20 protein-coding genes are annotated in these 18,358 nt (G+C 61.2%); 7 read left to right on the top strand and 13 right to left on the bottom strand.

Translation table 11 applies throughout. The features are described from left to right. Positions 1 to 39 precede the first annotated feature (39 nt). From HJ536_RS10395 to iscR, 10 genes are all read right to left on the bottom strand, one after another. Complete coding sequence (locus HJ536_RS10395; RefSeq protein WP_177157638.1) at positions 40 to 1,260, bottom strand: cysteine desulfurase; 1,221 nt, start codon at positions 1,258 to 1,260, stop codon at positions 40 to 42. Positions 1,261 to 1,281: 21 nt separating this feature from the next. Beyond that, positions 1,282 to 1,842, bottom strand: a complete 561-nt coding sequence (locus HJ536_RS10390) for a YIP1 family protein (protein ID WP_177157637.1) — start codon at positions 1,840 to 1,842, stop codon at positions 1,282 to 1,284. 9 nt (positions 1,843 to 1,851) lie between these two features. Beyond that, positions 1,852 to 2,358: a YIP1 family protein gene (locus HJ536_RS10385; RefSeq protein WP_177157636.1), complete on the bottom strand. Its 507-nt coding sequence runs from the start codon at positions 2,356 to 2,358 to the stop codon at positions 1,852 to 1,854. After that, on the bottom strand, positions 2,358 to 3,665 hold the full coding sequence (gene sufD / locus HJ536_RS10380) for a Fe-S cluster assembly protein SufD (RefSeq protein WP_177157635.1): 1,308 nt from the start codon (positions 3,663 to 3,665) through the stop codon (positions 2,358 to 2,360). Before sufD ends, HJ536_RS10385 begins: the two co-directional genes overlap by 1 nt. Next, positions 3,665 to 4,420, bottom strand: a complete 756-nt coding sequence (gene sufC / locus HJ536_RS10375) for a Fe-S cluster assembly ATPase SufC (RefSeq protein WP_176853182.1) — start codon at positions 4,418 to 4,420, stop codon at positions 3,665 to 3,667. Before sufC ends, sufD begins: the two co-directional genes overlap by 1 nt. 24 nt (positions 4,421 to 4,444) lie before the next feature. After that, positions 4,445 to 4,756, bottom strand: coding sequence for a heavy metal-binding domain-containing protein (locus HJ536_RS10370; RefSeq protein WP_176853183.1), 312 nt, complete (start codon positions 4,754 to 4,756; stop codon positions 4,445 to 4,447). After that, positions 4,756 to 5,073, bottom strand: a complete 318-nt coding sequence (locus HJ536_RS10365; RefSeq protein ID WP_177157634.1) for a hypothetical protein — start codon at positions 5,071 to 5,073, stop codon at positions 4,756 to 4,758. Before HJ536_RS10365 ends, HJ536_RS10370 begins: the two co-directional genes overlap by 1 nt. After that, on the bottom strand, positions 5,073 to 6,593 hold the full coding sequence (gene sufB / locus HJ536_RS10360) for a Fe-S cluster assembly protein SufB (RefSeq protein ID WP_177157633.1): 1,521 nt from the start codon (positions 6,591 to 6,593) through the stop codon (positions 5,073 to 5,075). The genes HJ536_RS10365 and sufB overlap by 1 nt, the downstream gene beginning before the upstream one ends. A gap of 26 nt (positions 6,594 to 6,619) precedes the next feature. Beyond that, on the bottom strand, positions 6,620 to 7,663 hold the full coding sequence (locus tag HJ536_RS10355; protein ID WP_177157632.1) for an aminotransferase class V-fold PLP-dependent enzyme: 1,044 nt from the start codon (positions 7,661 to 7,663) through the stop codon (positions 6,620 to 6,622). Between the two features lie 79 nt (positions 7,664 to 7,742). Then, the gene (iscR, locus tag HJ536_RS10350) at positions 7,743 to 8,201 is read right to left on the bottom strand and encodes a Fe-S cluster assembly transcriptional regulator IscR (protein WP_176853187.1); all 459 of its coding nucleotides are present in this window, start codon (positions 8,199 to 8,201) and stop codon (positions 7,743 to 7,745) included. Positions 8,202 to 8,359: 158 nt separating this feature from the next. Here iscR and HJ536_RS10345 point away from each other — a divergent pair, with 158 nt between their 5' ends. The 5 genes from HJ536_RS10345 (at position 8,360) to HJ536_RS10325 (ending at position 11,154) form a co-directional block, all read left to right on the top strand. Continuing rightward, entirely contained in the window at positions 8,360 to 9,013 is a 654-nt protein-coding gene (locus tag HJ536_RS10345; RefSeq protein ID WP_176853188.1) for an alpha/beta hydrolase, read from the top strand. 3 nt (positions 9,014 to 9,016) lie between these two features. Then, positions 9,017 to 9,235: a hypothetical protein gene (locus tag HJ536_RS10340; protein ID WP_177157631.1), complete on the top strand. Its 219-nt coding sequence runs from the start codon at positions 9,017 to 9,019 to the stop codon at positions 9,233 to 9,235. A gap of 2 nt (positions 9,236 to 9,237) precedes the next feature. Continuing rightward, positions 9,238 to 9,816, top strand: a complete 579-nt coding sequence (locus HJ536_RS10335; protein WP_176853190.1) for an HD domain-containing protein — start codon at positions 9,238 to 9,240, stop codon at positions 9,814 to 9,816. Between the two features lie 70 nt (positions 9,817 to 9,886). After that, positions 9,887 to 10,510, top strand: coding sequence for a YitT family protein (locus HJ536_RS10330; protein WP_177157630.1), 624 nt, complete (start codon positions 9,887 to 9,889; stop codon positions 10,508 to 10,510). 32 nt (positions 10,511 to 10,542) lie between these two features. Continuing rightward, complete coding sequence (locus HJ536_RS10325) at positions 10,543 to 11,154, top strand: YitT family protein (RefSeq protein ID WP_176853609.1); 612 nt, start codon at positions 10,543 to 10,545, stop codon at positions 11,152 to 11,154. Here the strand turns inward: HJ536_RS10325 and HJ536_RS10320 are convergent. Next, the gene (locus HJ536_RS10320; RefSeq protein ID WP_176853192.1) at positions 11,151 to 11,951 is read right to left on the bottom strand and encodes a class II glutamine amidotransferase; all 801 of its coding nucleotides are present in this window, start codon (positions 11,949 to 11,951) and stop codon (positions 11,151 to 11,153) included. The two genes, HJ536_RS10325 and HJ536_RS10320, sit on opposite strands and share 4 nt — an antisense overlap. A 207-nt stretch (positions 11,952 to 12,158) precedes the next feature. Between HJ536_RS10320 and alaS the strand changes: the two genes are divergently transcribed. Together alaS and HJ536_RS10310 are read left to right on the top strand one after the other, a co-directional pair. Next, complete coding sequence (gene alaS / locus HJ536_RS10315; RefSeq protein WP_177157629.1) at positions 12,159 to 14,816, top strand: alanine--tRNA ligase; 2,658 nt, start codon at positions 12,159 to 12,161, stop codon at positions 14,814 to 14,816. Between the two features lies 1 nt (position 14,817). Then, entirely contained in the window at positions 14,818 to 15,105 is a 288-nt protein-coding gene (locus HJ536_RS10310; protein ID WP_177157628.1) for a DUF1330 domain-containing protein, read from the top strand. Positions 15,106 to 15,191: 86 nt separating this feature from the next. Here HJ536_RS10310 and typA read toward each other — a convergent pair whose 3' ends face one another. Beyond that, positions 15,192 to 17,009: a translational GTPase TypA gene (gene typA / locus HJ536_RS10305; protein ID WP_176853195.1), complete on the bottom strand. Its 1,818-nt coding sequence runs from the start codon at positions 17,007 to 17,009 to the stop codon at positions 15,192 to 15,194. Positions 17,010 to 17,125: 116 nt separating this feature from the next. Then, positions 17,126 to 18,199, bottom strand: a complete 1,074-nt coding sequence (gene recA, locus HJ536_RS10300; protein ID WP_176853196.1) for a recombinase RecA — start codon at positions 18,197 to 18,199, stop codon at positions 17,126 to 17,128. Between the last annotated feature and the right edge of the window lie 159 nt (positions 18,200 to 18,358).

Raw genomic sequence — 18,358 nt, 5'->3', positions numbered from 1 at the left:
GCGGTATAGCGGGACCGCTAAGGCCCCGCAATCGCAAAATTATCCAAGCAGTTCCTGAGCCAGCTCCAGCGCGTCGACCAGAGCGTCCACCTCGGCGGTGGTGTTGTAGGCGGCAAAGGACGCGCGGCAGCTGGCGGTGATGCCCAGATGCTCCATGAGGGGGCCACAGCAGTGGTGGCCCGCGCGGACGGCAACGCCTTTTTTATCGAGGATGGTCGAGATGTCATGGGCATGGGCCGCCCCCGACATAGTAAAGCTGAAGATCGCGCCCTTGCCCGGTGCCTTGCCCTGCACCTGCAGCCAGTTCAGGCCCAAAAGACGCTCCTGCGCATAGTCGCGCAAACTGGCTTCGTGGGCCGCGATGTTCGCCATGCCAACGCCCATCATCCACTCCAGCGCCACACCCAGACCGATCTGCTGGACGATGCCGGGGGTGCCGGCCTCGAGCATCATGGGGGTGTCGTTATAGCTGACAGCGTCCTTGGACACCTCGCGGATCATATCGCCGCCACCCATAAAAGGACGCATCTCGGCCAGACGATCCTTGGCGATGAAAATCGCGCCAGAGCCCGAGGGGCCATAAAGCTTGTGGCCAGTGATTGCATAGAAATCGCAGCCGATGTCTTGAACATCGACCGGCATGTGAACCGACGCCTGAGAGCCATCGACCATCACCGGCACGCCTCGCTCACGAGCCGCCGCACAGATGGTTTTCACATCCACCACAGTTCCCAGCACGTTCGACATCTGGGTGATGGCGATCAGCTTGGTCTTGGGACCGATGGCGTCGATGACCTTTTGCGGATCAAGGCTGCCGTCTGCTTCGGGATCGACCCATTTCAGCACAACCCCCTGACGTTCACGCAAAAAATGCCAGGGCACGATGTTGGCGTGGTGCTCCATCGTGGACAGGACAATCTCGTCCCCGGCTTGCATACGGGGCATGGCCCAACCATAGGCGATCGTGTTGATCCCCTCGGTGGTACCGGTGTTCATGACGATTTCGTCTTCGCTCGGGGCGTTCAGGAAACGGGCGACGATGCCGCGCACACCTTCGTATTTCTCGGTCGCAAGGTTCGACAGGAAATGCAGGCCGCGGTGGACGTTCGCATATTCTTCGGAATAGGCGCGGGTGATGGCGTCGATCACCACTTGGGGCTTCTGCGCGCTGGCACCGTTGTCCAGATAGACCAGCGGCTTGCCGTTCACCTGCCGCGACAGGATCGGAAATTCGGCGCGGATGGCGTTTACATCAAACATGGGCAGAGCCTCCGATAGAAATTACACGCCGAGCAGCGACATCAGCACGACCAAGCCCAATGTAATGCCCGTAAAGGCCAGAACAACCGAGGCAATGGCGCGGCCGAGCGTTTCAAACCCGTGCGCAACTTTGACAAATCTGACGGTCAGCCACAGGGCATAGAAAACGACCATCAAGGAAAAGACATCCCCCAGCGACGGGATGGCCAAGGATAGAACGCTCTGCGGGATTTGCAGGGCAATCAGCATGACCTGCATCCAGCTAAGCACCAGAACGATCTGGTCTAGACGCGCGTTCCCCTCGAGGGCGCGGCCGGTTCCCAGCATCGCAAAGGACAGCACCGACAGGTTGGCGGTCATCATCACCACCAGCGTAAACGGCGGGATCACCTGCCCCAGTCCGGTCGGAAGCAGCAGCTCGGTGCCATAGAACATCATCACGCTGGCGATGATGGTCAGGCCGAACAGATGCCAGACGGCCTTGGACGACAGGTTCAAAGACAAAAGTTGCGCGGCCACCGCATCGGGGTCGCGCAAGGTCGCTAGAATGGTTTGCCAGACGAGAGAAACGTTCAGAGTCATGGCCCTTGCCTATGCGTCAACTGTCCCTGTGGCAAGTGGGCCCGTCCAGTAGGCCACACGCAGCCCGCTGATCAGGAACCAAAAGAAGGCCGCAACCCACAGCGTGCCAACCGCGGTCACGCCCTTGCCGGGGGCCAGCCCTTCGGTCAGGCCATGGAGCAACAGCAGCGGAACCGAGGCGAAAAAGCCCCAGAACAGCGCCAGCCGCGCGCCATAGGATTTCCCTTTGCCGCCAATGATGCGGACGATCAGGTGCAGCACCCCCGCCAGCACATAGAACAGCAGCGGCGCGAAAAAGACCCACGCCATCAGGGGGCCGGTCATGGCCTCGGTAAAGTCCTGACCGGTAGTCACGGCCTCTCGGGAAATGCGGGGCCACTGGCCAACAAAGGTCAGCCCGCAGCCCGCAATCAGCCAGAAAAGGGCGCGATCCTCGCGCTGGCCCATGCTGGACAGGCGGGTGAACACCTGTCCGGGCCGGCGATAGGTCGCGACCATATCCTGAGTGACCGACATTACAGATCGTCTTCCAGATCAAGCCACGCGCGGATGCGACGCAGGATCGCTTCGCGCAGCTCTTCGGATTCGATCTCGTCCACCGCCTCGGCCAAGAAGGCCAGAACCATCAGGTCCTGCGCCTTGCGCTTGGGCACGCCACGGGCACGCAGGTAGTACAGCGCATCCTCGTCAATCGCACCCGAGGTCGAGCCGTGCGAACACGCCACGTCATCGGCATAGATTTCCAGTTCGGGCTTGGCGAGGAACTGGCTGTCCTCGTCCAGAAGCAGCGACTGGCTGATCTGGTAACCGTCGGTCTTCTGAGCGCCCTGCTTGACCAGGATTTTGCCCTGGAACACGCCGGTTGCACCGTTCGACAGCACCTTCTTGAACACCTGACGGCTTTCGCAGTTCACGGCGTCATGAGTGATAAAGATGGTGTCGTCCTGATGCACGTCCTTACCGTCCGCCATCAGCGCGCCTGCCACGTGGGCAATCGCGTCATCGCCGGTCAGCTCGAGGATGCATTCGTTGCGGGTCATCTTGCCGTTCGGGGTCAGGGTGAACGACTTGAAAGTGCTCTCGGAGCCCAGACGCGCGAACATGTGGGTCAGCAGCTGACGTTCCTGATCGCGGCCTTGGCTGCGCACGTGGTGGAAGGCTGCGGTGTCGGCCACGGTGACTTCGGTCACAGTGTTGGCGCGGGCACCAGCGGCACCGGTTTCCAGCAGGGTCACGGATGCGCCCTCTTCGACCTTGATCACGTGGTGCAGCACCACGTCCGAGGTGTCAGAGCTGCGCTCGTAGACCACGTGGATCGGCTTCGCTGCCGCGCCGGTGGCACGGATCACCAGACCATCGGTCGCATAGGCGGTGTTCAGGGCCGCCAGCGGACGCTCGACGGGGTCCTGCCCTGCGGTTTCCAGCGCGCCGTAGATGTCCTTGGCCCAGTGGATGTCAGCTTGCGCGGCATCGGCCAAGCGGCTGATTTCCACACCGTCCAGCGCCAGCGCGTCAGAGGCATCCGCATCGAACGCGCCGTCACGGAAGACAACGGTCAGAACGTCCACGCCCTCGAAAACCTGCGTGCCAGCATCTTCGGCCAGCGCCGCAGCAACCGGTTCAGCCGAGGTGAACGCATCGGGGCGGGTGTATTTCCAGTATTCGTCGCGGCGGATGGGCAGACCCATCGCGTCCAGACGGCCAGCGGCATCTTTGCGGGCAGCGGTAATCCACTCGCCGCCTTCGGGCATCGACAAGGCGGGCTGGCGCGCGGCCAGAGCGTCCTGTTTCTGCTGCTTCAGCTGTGCTCGTTTGATCGCCATTACGCGTTCTCCGCCAGCAGGTCTGCGTAGCCGTTCTTTTCGACTTCCAGAGCCAGCTCGGGGCCACCGGTCTTGATGATGCGGCCGTTCGCCATGATGTGCACAACGTCAGGAACGATGTGGTCCAACAGGCGCTGGTAGTGGGTGATCACGAGGAACGAGCGGCCTTCGGAACGCAGGGCGTTCACACCGTCGGAAACCAGCTTCATCGCGTCCACGTCGAGGCCCGAGTCGGTCTCGTCGAGGATGCACATCTTGGGCTCCAGTACTGCCATCTGCAGGATCTCGTTACGCTTCTTCTCGCCGCCCGAGAAGCCCATGTTCACGGGGCGCTTCAGCATGTCGCCGTCGATCTTCAGGGTTTTGGCCTTTTCGCGGACCATCTTCAGGAAGTCGGTCGCCGACATTTCCTCTTCGCCGCGGGCCTTGCGCTGTGCGTTCAGTGCGGTGCGCAGGAAGGTCATGTTCGACACGCCGGGGATTTCCACGGGGTACTGGAACGCCAGGAACAGGCCTTCGGCGGCGCGCTCTTCGGTTTCCGCTTCCAGCAGGTCAAAGCCGTCCATGGTGGCCGAGCCTTCGGTCACTTCGTAGCCATCGCGGCCCGACAGAACGTAGCTGAGGGTCGACTTGCCCGAGCCGTTCGGCCCCATGATCGCGTGGACCTTGCCGGTTTCGACAGTCAGGTTCAGACCCTTCAGGATCTGCTTGTCCTCGTCTTCAAGTTTGACGTGCAGGTTTTTGATTTCCAGCATTTTTTCGTTCCTTCTAAGGTCGGATCAGCCCAGCACCACGGCGGTGCCCGAGGCCGAGACCATCAGCATGTTGTTGATTACTTCGTAGTCCAGATCGACGCCGACGACAGCGTTCGCACCACGGGCACGGGCGCGCTCTTCCATCTCGGCCAAAGCGGTTTCGCGGGCCTCGGCCAGCGATTTCTCATAGGCACCGGACCGGCCACCGATGATGTCGGTGATGCCCGCAAAGATATCGCGGAACACGTTCGCGCCGAGGATGGCCTCGCCGGTGACGATGCCCTTGTAGTCGGCGATCTGGTAACCTTCGACAGAGGGTGTGGTGGTCACGATCATCACTTCATCTCCTTGCGGTGCAGGTCCATATCCCTGCGTTGCATCTCTTGGGTTTTGTTCCGGCGGAAGGACCGCACGATAAAAACAGTTCCTATGACGATCGGTTGAACCAGATAGAACAGAACCATGAACATCAGGGCCTGTGTCTTGCCTTCCAGTCCGAACAGCTTCCCGAACAGAAGCGTGATCCCCGCCGTCGCAACCATCAGTGTGAAGAGGATCAGTCCGAACACAAGGCGCAGACTGAACCGTTCTTTGAGCGCGGCCCCAGAGTAATGGTTCCGAATACCGGAACCTGCCTCAGGGCCGCGATCCATTATCCCACCGAGCCTTCCAGAGAGATTGCAACCAGCTGCTGCGCTTCCATGGCGAATTCCATGGGCAGAGCCTGAAGCACCTCTTTGCAGAAGCCATTGACGACCAGCGCCACGGCCTCTTCCTCGTCCATGCCGCGCTGACGGCAGTAGAACAGCTGATCGTCGTCCACCTTGCTGGTGGTCGCCTCGTGTTCCACGCGGGCCGAATTGTTCCGGACCTCGATGTAGGGAACGGTGTGCGCGCCGCACTGGTCCCCGATCAGAAGGCTGTCACACTGGGTGTAGTTGCGGCCGTTCTTGGCCTTGGGGTGCATGGTGACCTGACCGCGATAGGTGTTCTGCGCCTTGCCCGCGCTGATCCCTTTGGAAACGATGCGCGATTTGGTGTCACGGCCCAGATGGATCATCTTGGTGCCGGTGTCCGCCTGCTGCATGTTGTTCGCGATGGCGATCGAGTAGAACTCGCCCTGGCTTTCGTTGCCGCGCAGGATGCAGGACGGGTATTTCCACGTCACAGCCGAGCCGGTTTCCACCTGGGTCCACATGATCTTGGCGCGGTCGCCACGGCAATCGGCGCGCTTAGTCACAAAGTTATAGATGCCGCCCTTGCCGTTCTCGTCCCCGGGGAACCAGTTCTGAACGGTCGAGTATTTCACCTCGGCGTCTTCTTCGATGATGATCTCGACCACAGCGGCGTGCAACTGCGCGGTGTCACGCTGGGGGGCGGTACAGCCCTCAAGGTACGACACATAGCTGCCCTTGTCCGCGATGATCAGGGTGCGCTCGAACTGGCCGGTGTTTTCAGCGTTGATGCGGAAATAGGTGGACAGTTCCATCGGGCAGCGAACCCCCGGCGGAATGTACACGAACGAGCCGTCCGAGAAGACCGCGCTGTTCAAGGTGGCGTAGAAGTTGTCGGTCGCGGGTACAACGCTGCCCAGATACTTCTTCACCAGCTCGGGGTGCTCTTTGATCGCTTCGGAGATCGAGCAGAAGATCACGCCGGCCTTCTTCAGTTCGGCCTGAAAGGTGGTACCCACGGAAACCGAGTCAAACACCGCGTCCACGGCAACCTTGCGGCCCTCGGACGGCGCGTTCTCGGCGCCCTCGATCCCGGCAAGGATCATCTGTTCCTTCAGCGGGATACCCAGCTTTTCATAGGTCGCCAGCAGCTTGGGATCGACCTCGTCCAAGGACTTGGGCTTGGTCTCCATGCTCTTGGGACGGGCATAGTAGTATTGGTCCTGAAAATCGATCTCGGGATAGGTGACCATCGCCCAATCAGGCTCTTCCATCTGCTCCCAACGCTCGAACGCTTGCAGACGCCATTCGGTCATCCACTCGGGCTCGCCGTTCTTTTCGGAAATCAGACGTACGATATCGGGGTTCACGCCTTTGGGGGCGTATTCCATCTCGATGTCGGTGTCCCAGCCATACTTGTAGGCCCCGCCCATCGCGCGGACGGTTTCGACCGTTTCCCGATCCACGCCCTCGCGGATCTCTTCATCCAAGGTTGCCATTGGCGTCCCTCCTGTTCGCATACCGTTCACGCCCCGCGGGCGCGAAATTTCCTGAACTGCTTGCCCCATGCATCCGCAAAGCGCAGCACGTCCTCTTCCGTTACATCCGGCCCCAGACTGATGCGGATCGCACCGCTGGCTGTGGCCTCGTCAAATCCCATCGAAGTCAGCACGCGGCTGGCGCGCACCTTCCCGCTCGAGCACGCAGATCCGGCGCTGATCGCAAAACCGGCCAGATCCATCTGCATCACTTGCGTCTCGCCCTTCCATCCGGGAACCGCCACCACAGTGGTGTTCGGCAGGCGCTCCGCCCCTTTCCCGACAAAAATAGGCAACTCCGAGTCATCTTCCAGAGCGTTTTCTAGAATATTTCTAATTTCCGCAACCCGTTCCCAAACGCCATCGGCCAGATCACGGGCCGCGGCCTCGGCGGCTGCCCCAAAACCGACCATTCCGATGACATTTTCAGTCCCCGACCGGCGGCCCATTTCCTGACCGCCGCCCTTGATGCGGCTCTCCACATCCAGACCGCGCCGCAGAACCAAAGCGCCAATGCCCTTAGGCCCGCCAAGCTTGTGCGCCGACACCAGACCCATCTGCGCTCCGCTCCAGTTGAACGCGAACGGCACCTTGCCAAAGGCCTGCGTCATATCACTGACAGCCAGCCCCTCGGGCAGCGTCTGCAACACACCGGTCTCGCTGTTGGCCAGTTGCAGCACCGATCCCGCCGGATCATCCACGCGCACCGCCCCATCAGCCGACACAGGCAACTCCGCCGAAACCCAAGCCGCAACCGCATCATGCTCGACCGCCGCGCCCTTCAGCCCGCGCCCGGCGCAAGCCAGCGCCGCCGCCTCGGTCGCCCCAGAGGTAAAAACAACATCCGCTCCCTCTGCCCCCAGTGCCGACGCCACCTGCGCCCGCGCCTTCTCGACCAAAGACTTCGCCGCACGCCCCTCGGCATGAACGCTCGACGGGTTGCCGACCACATCCATGGCCGCAATCATCGCCGCCTTGGCCTCGGGCCGCAAAGGCGTGGTCGCATTCCAGTCCAGATAGACGCGCTTCACAGCCCCAGTCCTTCTTCTTGGTCAAAATACTCCGGGGGAGTCGCGCAGCGACGGGGGCAGCGCCCCCATTCAACAGTCATCACTCGTCCACCACGTCGAACAGGTTCGGCACCGCAGGGCACGGGGCCAGCTGGTTCTTGATCACGTCCTGCAAACGGGTCTGGTGCAGGAAAACATAGACATGGGCGCTCAGCCCTTCCCACAGACGGTTCGACAGCGACTGCGCCCGCGATCCCGACAGCGCACCAGATGCCCCTGCCCCTTTGTGCATCGCACTCACCGTCTCATCGACCGCACCCAGAATATCTGCCACCCGAATATCGGACGCCGAGCGCGCCAGACGATACCCGCCTCCGGGCCCGCGCACCGACTCAACCAGCCCCGCACGGCGCAGTTTCACGAACAGCTGCTCCAGATAGGGCAGCGAAATGTCTTGCCGCTTCGAGATTTCACCCAGAGTAACCAGATGATCCTCGGGTTGAAGGGCCAGATCGACCAGCGCAACCATTGCATAACGGCCTTTAGTGCTCAGTTTCATTGGTCACCCCCACGGCGAATAGATTGACGTGCGCAGCCCCAACGCTTACATCGCAGTGCACACAACCGATCGTCAGATCCGGATTTAGAACCCTTCTAAGGTGGTTGAGCAATTCCGTCAAGAATTCCCGACCCCAATATTCAGGAGAGCGTCAGCCCATGCCCGAGGTCATTTTCCCCGGACCCGAAGGCCGCCTCGAAGGCCGCTACCACCCTCAAAAAGACCGTGACGCCCCGATTGCCATCGTCCTGCATCCGCATCCGCAATTCGGCGGCACGATGAACAACAAGGTCGTCTACAACCTGCACTACGCCTTCTATAACATGGGCTTTACGGTGCTGCGCTTCAACTTCCGCGGCGTCGGCCGCAGCCAGGGTGAGTACGACCAGGGCGTGGGCGAGTTGTCGGATGCCGCATCGGCACTCGATTACCTGCAGTCCATGAACTCGAACTCCAAGCATTGCTGGGTTGCGGGCTTCTCGTTCGGCGCGTGGATCGGTATGCAGCTTCTGATGCGCCGCCCCGAGATCACCGGCTTTGTATCGGTCGCTCCGCCGGCGAACATGTACGACTTCAGCTTCCTTGCGCCCTGCCCCAGCTCGGGTCTGATCATCAACGGCACCGCCGACCGCGTCGCGCCGCCCGCTGATACGGTCTCGCTGGTGAAAAAGCTGCAGGAACAGAAGGGCATCACCATCACTCACGAGCAGATGGAAGGTGCGGGCCACTTCTTTGAAGAGCCCCACATGGAGCCGATGATCGACCACGTCAGCGGTTACGTCAAACGCCGCCTGACCGAGAACAGCCGCTAAGCCATGTCGATCACCGAAGACCTTGCCGACAAGCTGGCCATCGACGTGATCGCCGCCATGGAAACGCTGGGAGACGACCGTCTGCCCGACGAGGTTGCTGCCGTGATCGGCGCGACCTCACCCACCACCGAAGAGGCCTTCCGCACCGCCGTGCGCGTGCGGATCGCCGAACAGCGCGCCCGCAAGTTTCTGGCCGAAAAGCTGGGGACCCTCGCGGAATGAGCATGGACCGGATTTCAGCGCAGCTCGCCTTTCTGACCGAGGCGGATCGCCTGAAATCCGTCAACCGCGCCACGACGCTCTGCGATGCCTCGCGCCGCGAAAACTCTGCCGAGCATAGCTGGCACATCGCCCTTTACGCCCTGACCATGGCCGAGCACGCCATCCGCCCCGTCAATGTCGGGCGGGTGATTCAGATGTTGCTCTTGCATGATATCGTCGAGATCGACGCAGGCGATGCCCCCATCCACGGCGCCCCCGACCCCGAGGCGCAGGCGGCACTAGAACAGGCCGCCGCCGACCGTCTGTTCGGCCTGCTGCCCCCCGACCAGCGCGACACTTACCGCGCCCTGTGGGAAGAGTTCGAGGCAGCCGAAACCGACGACGCGATTTTCGCCAAGTCCATCGACCGCGTGCAGCCTGTCATCGCCAATCTGGAAACCGGCGGCGGCAGCTGGATCGAATACAGCGTGACCACGGCGCAGCTGGAAACCCGCGTCGGCTCCAAGGTCAAACGCGGCGCCCCCGCCATCTGGGAAGCGTTGAAACTACGTATCGACCGCTGGTTCGAGGCGAACACCTGACATCGCCGCAGTGCAGCTTTGCGCACGCAGCATCTAGACAGGTCAACAATACTGCCCTAAATTGGGCAGTATGCCAGCCTCCTATCATATCCCCCCCTCCCCGCAGAAACACACTCTGCTCGAAGACCTTCAGGGTCTGTCGATCGGCCTGATCACCACCTCGATCGGCCTGACCTTTCTGACCCAACTCGGGTTCATCACAGGGCAAACCGCAGGGCTTGCGCTGATCATCAGCTATCTGACGCACCTGAGCTTCAGCTGGGTGTTCTGGGGGATCAACATCCCCTTCTATATCGTCGCGTGGTTCTACATGGGCCCCGAATTCACCATCAAATCCGCGATCAGCGTCACGATCCTGTCCATCCTGATGGCCGTGGTGCCCGGCCTCATGCCCTTTTCCGAGCTGAACCCGTGGTTCGGGACCGTGGCGTTCGGGGTGCTGACCGGCTTTGGCCTGCTTGGGACGTTCCGGCACAAATCGTCGCTCGGCGGCCTTGGCGTGCTGGCCCTGATGGCGCAGGAATACCTGAACATCCGCGCGGGTTACGTGCAGCTTGGCTTCGACGCGATCCTGTTTTCGGTGGCCTTTTTCCTGTTTGATCCCCACGTCGTCATGTTCTCTTTGCTGGGGGCAGTCATTCTGAATGGCGTTATAGCCTTTAACCATCGGCGCGACCGTTATATCGCGGACTGAGATTTTTCCCGATGATCAAAAAGACAATCGACATGGCAGAGCCGCATAATTCTATTAACCACACCATTGCCGACGACGCCCAAGCCTTTGCCCTTGGGACCACCATGTGTTCGCTGGGACTGCTGATCCTGACCAATCTGGGGCTGATCACCGGACAGACCGCCGGTCTGGCGGTTTTGCTCAGCTACATTACAGGGATCAAGTTCGGCATCCTGTTTTTTCTGGTGAACATCCCGTTCTACGTGCTGGCCTATCTGCGCATGGGCCCGCGTTTCACGATCAAAACGTTCATAGCCGTGGCGCTGCTGTCATTCATCGCAGACGCGCTGCCGAACTATGTACAGTTCAGCCAGATTGACCCCGTTGTGGGCACGATCATCATGGCGGGCGTTACGGGGCTTGGCCTGATGGTGCTGTTCCGGCATGGCGCATCCCTTGGCGGGATCGGTGTTCTGGCGCTGTATTTGCAGGACAAAACCGGCTTTCGCGCGGGTCACACCCAGCTGATCTTTGACGCCTGCCTGTTCACGGTGGCGTTCTTTATCCTGCCGTTGCCGACGGTTCTGTATTCGCTGCTGGGGGCGGTGATCGTGAACCTGATTATCGCGACGAACCACCGCCGCGACCGGTATATCGCGCTTTAGGCGACCTTGTGCGCCCGGTGCAGATCGGGCGCAAAACACCCCTGCTCCATCCCGTCCGGCCCGAACCGCAGCCAGCTGCCCGCAGGCACCTCGACCCAATCGGTTTCGTCGGTTTCCAAGGGTTCGGACACCACAGCCCACCCGTTCCGCGTATCGCTCCAGCGATAATAGAGCGAGGGCGCGAATTCATCCGACGCATAGCGCATCGCATAAAGGTTCACCCCGTCCGACAAGGCCGCCGCCAGTCGCATATGGGGCAAGCCGCCCTTTTCCTCGGACAGGATTTGCAGCCGGGCCACCGCTCGCAGCATGGCACCGTGGGGATCATCCTCCAGCCCCTCGTCCAGGGCGATCAGGAACAATGCCTCGCTGTCCGTGGCGCCCTTGCGGCAGTCGTACAGCTTGGCCGAGATCATCATGTCCACGTCTTTGCGGATGGCGTTGAAGCCCCCGATCTGGCCGTTATGCATAAAGCTCCACTTGCCCACCGAAAACGGATGGCAGTTGTTGCGGCTGGTCGCCGTGCCGGTCGAGGCCCGCACATGGGCCATAAACAGCCCCGACTTCACCTGATAGGCCAGTGAGCGCAGGTTCGGATCGGACCACGCGGGGTTCGTGTCGCGGTACAGACCCGGTTCCTCGCGGTCGCCATACCATGCCACGCCGAACCCATCCGCGTTGATCGCGGTCGAACATTGGGTCGCACAGTGGGACTGATGGACCAGCGAATGCTTGGGGTCCGTCACGACTTCGGACAGAAAGATCGGCTCTCCGATGTAGGCGGCCCAGCGGCACATTGGCGTATCCTTGGCGTTTGCGAATGCTGTCTTGCAGCATGCAATTTACAGGCCAGAAAAGTCAGGCACAAGTTACACCAAAGCGCCCCATGGGTCCCCGTATCCTTTTTGCACATGCCAAAGGCGGTTCGGGCTTATGGACAAGGCATCCTGACGCCGCTAGACAATTTCGGAACGCTTGGCCCACGCCAGAACGAAAGAGACGACATGCCTTCGCTGAACGATATCCGCTCGACCTTCCTCGACTACTTCGCAAAGCAGGGACACGAGGTTGTGCCCTCGTCGCCCCTGGTTCCGCGCAACGACCCGACGCTGATGTTCACGAACTCGGGCATGGTGCAGTTCAAGAACTGCTTCACCGGTGTCGAAACCCGCGATTACAAGCGCGCCACCACCGCGCAGAAATGCGTCCGCGCTGGCGGCAAGCACAACGACCTTGATAACGTCGGTTACACCGCACGCCACCACACCTTCTTTGAAATGCTGGGGAACTTCTCGTTCGGCGACTATTTCAAGGAACAGGCGATCCATTTCGCGTGGGAACTGCTGACCAAGGATTTCGACATCCCCAAGGACAAGCTGCTGGTCACCGTCTATCACACGGATGACGAGGCTGCAGACATCTGGAAAAAGGTCACCGGTTTCGAAGATCACAAGATCATCCGCATCCCGACCAAAGACAACTTCTGGCAGATGGGCCCGACCGGCCCGTGCGGCCCCTGCACCGAGATTTTCTTTGACCACGGCGAACACATTGCCGGTGGCCCTCCGGGTTCGCCCGACGAGGACGGTGACCGCTTCATCGAGATCTGGAACAACGTTTTCATGCAGAACGAGCAGTTCGAAGACGGCTCGATGATCGATCTGGAAATGCAGTCGATCGACACCGGCATGGGTCTGGAGCGTATCGGCGCCCTGCTGCAAGGCAAGCACGACAACTACGACACCGATCTGATGCGCAGCCTGATCGAGGCCAGCGCCGACGTGACCGACGGCGAGCCTGACGGCCCCGGCAACGTGCATCACCGCGTGATCGCTGACCACCTGCGCTCGACCGCGTTCCTGATCGCCGATGGCGTGATGCCGTCTGCCGATGGCCGTGGCTACGTTCTGCGCCGCATCATGCGCCGCGCGATGCGTCACGCGAACCTCTTGGGTGCCAAGGACCCGATCATGCACAAACTGGTGCCCGCACTGGTTCGTCAGATGGGCGCGGCCTATCCCGAACTGGGCCGCGCACAGTCGCTGATCGAAGAAACGCTGGAGCTGGAAGGCAAGCGCTTCAACTCGACCCTCGACCGTGGCCTGAAGCTCTTGGCCGACGAAGTGGCCGAGCTGCCCGAGGGCGCGCCCCTGCCCGGCGCCGCTGCGTTCAAGCTCTATGACACCTATGGCTTCCCGCTCGACCTGACCCAGGACGCGCTGCGCGAACAGAACCGCACCGTGGACACCGACGGTTTCGACGCCGCCATGGCCGAGCAAAAGGCCAAAGCCCGCGCGGCTTGGTCCGGTTCGGGTGAAACCGCCGATGCCAGCATCTGGTTTGATATCGCCGACGAAAAAGGCACCACCGATTTCCTTGGCTATGACACCGAAACCGCCGAAGGTCAGATCGTGGCCATCGTCAAGGACGGCGCCAAGACCGACAAGCTGGCCGCAGGCGACACCGCTCAGATCGTTCTGAACCAGACCCCCTTCTATGCGGAAAGCGGCGGTCAGATCGGCGACACCGGCGTGATCGAAACCGATACCGGCAAGGCCCGCGTCACCGACACCAAGAAGGCCGCTGGCGTCTTCATCCACATGGTCGAAGTCACCGAAGGCACCATCGACCGTGGTCAGGGCGCGGAACTGGTTGTGAACCACGATCGCCGCAGCGCGATCCGCTCCAGCCACTCGGCCACTCACCTGCTGAACGAGGCTCTGCGCCACGCTCTGGGGGATCACGTGGCCCAGCGCGGCTCGTTGAACGCCGAGGACCGTCTGCGCTTTGACTTCAGCCACAACAAGGCCCTGAGCGCCGAGGAACTGGCCCAGATCGACGCCGAGGTGAACGAGTTCATCCGCCAGAACACCAAGGTCGAAACCCGCATCATGACCCCGGACGATGCCCGTGGTCTGGGGGCGCAGGCTCTGTTCGGTGAAAAGTACGGCGACGAAGTTCGCGTTGTGTCCATGGGCAACCTGCCCGGTTCGGGCAAGGGCATGGACGGCGCGACCTATTCGCTGGAACTCTGCGGCGGTACCCACGTCGGCCAGACCGGCGAGATCGGCCTTTATCTGACCCTGTCCGATAGCGCCTCCAGCGCCGGTGTCCGCCGGATCGAAGCGCTGACCGGCCAAGCCGCCCTGAACTACCTGCGCGAGCAGGCAGAGCGCGTTTCCGAGATCGCTGGCGTCCTCAAGGCGCAGCCCGCAGACCTGACCGCCCGCGTTCAGACCCTGCTGGACGAGCGTAGGAAGCTGGAAAACGAAGTGGCCCAACTGCGCCGCGAACTGGCAATGTCCGGTGGCGGCAAGGCCGAAGTGGCGGCCCAAGACGTGAACGGCGTGCCCTTCTTGGCGCAGGTTCTGTCGGGCGTGACCGGCAAGGACCTGCCCTCGCTGATCGACGCACACAAGGAAAAGCTGGGCTCGGCCGCGATCCTGCTGATCGCTGAGGCGGATGGCAAAGTGGCCGTGGCCGCTGGCGTGACCGCCGACCTGACCGACAAAGTCAGCGCCGTGGATCTGGTCAAGGCAGCCGTGACCGAACTGGGTGGCAAGGGTGGCGGTGGCCGTCCCGACATGGCTCAGGGCGGCGCCAAGGATGCCGAGAACGCAGACGCCGCCATCGCGGCCGCCAAAGCCGTGATCGGAGCCTAAGATGCCCGCACTCTGGATCGCACACGTCCACGTCACCGACGCCGAGGCCTATGGCAAATACGCCAAGCTGGCCGGACCCGCGATTGCGGCCCATGGTGGTCATTTCCTCGCCCGTGGCGGGGACTACCACATCCTCGAAGGGGCAGAGCGCGAACGCCATGTGGTCGCGCAGTTTCCCTCGAAACAGGCGGCGATCGATTGCTATCATTCGGCGGAATATCAGGCCGCTCTGTCCCACGCCAAAGGCGCGGCAGAGCGTGATCTGGTCATCGTAGAGCTGACCGAATAACCGGAACGGAACCGGCCCCCACGGGGGCCATTCACCGGACCACCGGAAAACAAAAGGCCCCGAGGATCACCTCGGGGCCTTTGCTTTTAGGCCTGTTTCGCCATGCGCTTACGCTCGTGCGGATCGAGGTAACGCTTGCGCAGACGGATGCTGTTCGGGGTCACTTCGACCAGCTCGTCGTTGTCGATGTAGGCGATCGCTTCTTCCAGCGACAGCTTGATCGGGGGCGTCAGGCGAACCGCTTCGTCGGTGCCCGAGGCGCGAACGTTGGTCAGCTTCTTGCCCTTCAGCGGGTTCACGTCCAGATCGTTGTCACGGCTGTGCTCGCCGATGATCATGCCCTCATAGACTTCGTCCTGGGGGTCAATGAACATGCGGCCACGATCTTCGAGGTTCCACAGAGCGTAGGCAACCGCCTGCCCTGCTTCCATCGAGATCAGAACGCCAGCGCGACGGCCGGGGATCGGGCCTTTGTGGGGCGACCACGAATGGAACACGCGGTTCAGAACGCCGGTACCACGGGTGTCGGTCAGGAACTCGCCCTGATAGCCGATCAGACCACGCGACGGAACGTGCGCGATGATACGGGTCTTGCCGGTGCCTGCGGGCTTCATCTCGACCAGTTCACCTTTGCGGGTGCCGGTGATCTTTTCGATGACAGCGCCGGTGTAGTCGTCATCCACGTCGATGGTGACTTCTTCGATGGGCTCCATGCGCTGGCCGTCTTCGTCGCGGAACAGAACCTGAGGACGCGAGATCGACAGCTCGAAGCCTTCGCGGCGCATGTTCTCGATCAGAACGCCCATCTGAAGTTCGCCGCGGCCGGCAACTTCGAAGGCGTCGCCGCCGGGGGTGTCCGAAATCTGGATCGCGACGTTCGATTCGGCTTCTTTCATCAGACGGTCACGGATGACGCGGCTCTGAACTTTCTTGCCATCGCGGCCCGACAGGGGGCTGTCGTTGATGCCGAAGGTTACCGAAATGGTCGGCGGGTCGATCGGCTGTGCGGGCAGCGGTACGTTTACCGACGGCGCAACAAGGCTGTCTGCCACCGTCGCTTTGGTCATGCCCGAGATGGTCACGATGTCGCCTGCAACGGCTTCGTCGATGGGCTGCTGGCCCAGACCACGGAACGCCAGGATTTTCGCAACGCGGAAGTTCTCGATCAGCTCGCCCTTGCGGGTCAGCGCCTTGAGGCTGTCACCGGTTTTCAGGGTGCCTGCTTCGACGCGGCCGGTCAGAATGCGGCCCAGGAAGTTGTCGGAACCCAGAGTGGTCGCCAGCATCTGGAAGGGCTCGTCGGCGCGTTCCTGCTGCTTGGGGGCGTGCACGTGGTCAACGATCAGGTCGAACAGTGCGCTCAGGTCCTGACGGGGACCGTTCAGTTCGGCGTCACACCAGCCAGCGCGGCCCGATGCGTACATCGAGGGGAAGTCCAGCTGCTCTTCCGAGGCGCCGAGGTTCGCGAACAGGTCGAAACATTCGTCCAGCGCGCGATCGGGTTCTGCGTCGGGCTTGTCGACTTTGTTCAGAACAACGATGGGGCGCAGACCCAGGGCCAGAGCCTTGGAGGTCACGAATTTGGTCTGGGGCATGGGGCCTTCGGCGGCGTCCACCAGCAGGACCACACCGTCCACCATGCTCAGGATACGCTCGACCTCGCCGCCAAAGTCGGCGTGACCGGGAGTGTCCACGATGTTGATGCGGGTGCCCTTCCATTCGACGCTGGTCGCTTTGGCAAGGATGGTGATCCCGCGCTCGCGTTCCAGATCGTTGCTATCCATGGCGCGTTCGCTCACGGCCTGGTTTTCGCGGAAGGCACCGGATTGTTTCAGAAGCGCGTCAACCAGAGTCGTTTTGCCGTGGTCAACGTGCGCAATGATCGCGATATTGCGAAGATCCATGAGTTCAGCCTTTTCCTGTTCGTGCGCCCCCTACCGCGCAGACGCAGAAAAAGCCAGAAAGAAAGCGGCCCGAAGGCCGCTTCTTTTCATTTCGTGATTTATCCGTCGTCCGAAAGTCAGTCGTCCGAAAGGACGTCGTCGTTATCTTCGTTGGACATCGAGAAATCCAGCCCGTGGGCGGCGCGGATTTTATCCTCGATCTCGTTGGCGATCGACGGGTTCTCCTTGAGGAAGGTCTTGGCGTTCTCGCGGCCCTGACCGATGCGCTCGTCCCCGTAAGAGAACCACGCCCCCGATTTGTTGACCACGCCGGCTTTGACACCCAAATCAAGGAGTTCGCCGGTTTTCGAGATCCCCTCGCCGTACATGATGTCGAACTCGACCTGCTTGAACGGCGGGGCGACCTTGTTTTTCACGACCTTCACGCGGGTGGCGTTCCCGACAACCTCGTCGCGGTCCTTGATCGCGCCGATGCGGCGGATGTCCAGACGAACCGAGCTGTAGAACTTCAGCGCGTTACCACCGGTGGTGGTTTCGGGGCTTCCGAACATGACGCCGATCTTCATACGGATCTGGTTAATGAAAATAACCATACACTTCGAGCGGCTGATCGAGCCGGTCAGCTTACGCATCGCCTGGCTCATCAGGCGGGCTTGAACGCCGACGCTCGAATCACCCATGTCGCCTTCAAGTTCGCTTTTCGGGGTCAGAGCTGCCACCGAGTCCACGATAACCATGTTCACAGCGCCCGAGCGCACCAGCGTGTCGGTGATTTCCAGAGCCTGTTCCCCGGTGTCGGGCTGCGAGATCAGCAACTCGTCGAGGTTCACACCTAGCTTTTTCGCGTACTGGGGATCCAGCGCATGTTCTGCGTCCACGAACGCACACACCCCGCCCTTTTTCTGCTCTTCCGCGATGCAGTGCAGGGTCAAAGTGGTTTTACCAGAGCTTTCAGGACCGTAAATCTCGATGATCCGGCCCTTGGGCAGACCGCCGATCCCCAGCGCAATATCAAGCCCCAGAGAGCCGGTGGATGTCGCCTCGATTTCCTGCATGGGGTTGTTCTGCCCCAGCTTCATGATCGAACCCTTGCCGAACTGGCGCTCGATCTGTGCGAGCGCGCTTTCCAGCGCCTTCTGCTTGTCTGCCTGTGATTTGCTGTCCATGCTCAAAAGATCTGCCATTGCCATTCTCGACATCCTTATTCCACACCCTGACACGGGCGGCAATCATTGCGATGTTCTCGCCTTGTTCTCATATTGGACCAAAAAGAGAACATTGCAATAGAAACATGATGCAAATATTTTCGGACAAGCAGGTTAATGGGCGGTTATCATAAGCCCGAATAA

Origin of the sequence: Donghicola mangrovi (assembly GCF_013377535.1) — a bacterium.
Classification (GTDB): domain Bacteria; phylum Pseudomonadota; class Alphaproteobacteria; order Rhodobacterales; family Rhodobacteraceae; genus Donghicola; species Donghicola mangrovi.
This window is presented reverse-complemented; position numbering and strand designations above follow the sequence as displayed.